1 pseudogene is annotated in these 2,051 nt (G+C 45.1%); it reads left to right on the top strand.

The window, feature by feature from the left end:
* Positions 1–2,051 (top strand): annotated as a pseudogene (locus C8N26_RS13430) (hypothetical protein); the annotation flags it as partial.

Raw genomic sequence — 2,051 nt, forward strand, 5'->3', positions numbered from 1 at the left:
AATCCAGAGATTGTAGATGTAGCAGACTATAAGCTAGAAGGCTGTAACACTCCATGGCCAGATAACTTAACGACCGATTGGACAGACAACTGTTCAGCCGGTGGAGTAGGTATCCAGTCAGATGGCGGAGTAGATCAACCTGACAGCGCCGATGGTTGTACACAGTATCGATTATATACGTTCACCATTACGGATGATTGTGGAAACAGCGATACCGAGACTACTTTAGTATCGAGAGATTACGACATGACCAATCCAGAGATTGTAGATGTAGCAGATTATAAGCTAGAAGGCTGTAACACACCATGGCCAGTAAACCTAACAACCGATTGGACAGACAACTGTTCAGCAGGCGGACAAGGAATCCAGTCAGATGGCGGAGTAGATCAACCTGACAGTGCAGATGGTTGTACACAGTATCGATTATATACGTTCACCATTACGGATGATTGTGGAAACAGTGATACCGAAACTACCTTAGTATCGAGAGATTACGACATGACCAATCCAGAGATTGTAGACGTAGCAGACTATAAGCTAGAAGGCTGTAACACACCATGGCCAGATAACTTAACGACCGATTGGACAGACAACTGTTCAGCAGGCGGACAAGGAATCCAGTCAGATGGCGGAGTAGATCAACCTGACAGTGCCGATGGTTGTACTCAGTATCGATTATATACGTTCACCATTACGGATGATTGTGGAAACAGTGATACCGAAACTACCTTAGTATCGAGAGATTACGACATGACCAATCCAGAGATTGTAGACGTAGCAGACTATAAGCTAGAAGGCTGTAACACACCATGGCCAGTAAACCTAACAACCGATTGGACAGACAACTGTTCAGCAGGCGGACAAGGAATCCAGTCAGATGGCGGAGTAGATCAACCTGACAGTGCCGATGGTTGTACACAGTATCGATTATATACGTTCACTATTACAGATGATTGTGGAAACAGTGATACCGAAACTACCTTAGTATCGAGAGATTACGACATGACCGATCCAGAGATTGTAGACGTAGCAGATTATAAGCTAGAAGGCTGTAACACACCATGGCCAGTAAACCTAACAACCGATTGGACAGACAACTGTTCAGCAGGCGGACAAGGAATCCAGTCAGATGGCGGAGTAGATCAACCTGACAGTGCCGATGGATGTACACAGTATCGATTATATACGTTCACCATTACGGATGATTGTGGAAACAGTGATACCGAGACTACGTTAGTATCGAGAGATTACGACATGACCAATCCAGAGATTGTAGACGTAGCGGACTATAAACTAGAAGGCTGTAACACACCATGGCCAGATAACCTAACGACTGATTGGACAGACAACTGTGCAGCCGGCGGACAAGGTATCCAGTCAGATGGCGGCGTAGATCAACCTGACAGTGCCGATGGTTGTACACAGTATCGATTATATACCTTCACCATTACGGATGATTGTGGAAACAGTGATACCGAGACTACTTTAGTATCGAGAGATTACGACATGACGAATCCAGAGATTGTAGATGTAGCAGACTATAAGCTAGAAGGCTGTAACACACCATGGCCAGTAAACCTAACAACCGATTGGACAGACAACTGTTCAGCAGGCGGACAAGGAATCCAGTCAGATGGCGGAGTAGATCAACCTGACAGTGCCGATGGTTGTACACAGTATCGATTATATACGTTCACCATTACGGATGATTGTGGAAACAGCGATACCGAAACTACCTTAGTATCGAGAGATTACGACATGACCAATCCAGAGATTGTAGACGTAGCAGATTATAAGCTAGAAGGCTGTAACACGCCATGGCCAGTAAACCTAACAACCGATTGGACAGACAACTGTTCAGCAGGCGGACAAGGAATCCAGTCAGATGGCGGAGTAGATCAACCTGATAGTGCGGATGGATGTACTCAGTATCGATTATATACCTTCACTATTACGGATGATTGTGGAAACAGTGATACCGAAACTACCTTAGTATCGAGAGATTACGACATGACCGATCCAGAGATTGTAGACGTAGCAGATTATAAGCT

The sequence above is a fragment of the Tenacibaculum lutimaris genome (assembly GCF_003610735.1).
Taxonomy (GTDB): Bacteria; Bacteroidota; Bacteroidia; order Flavobacteriales; family Flavobacteriaceae; genus Polaribacter; species Polaribacter lutimaris.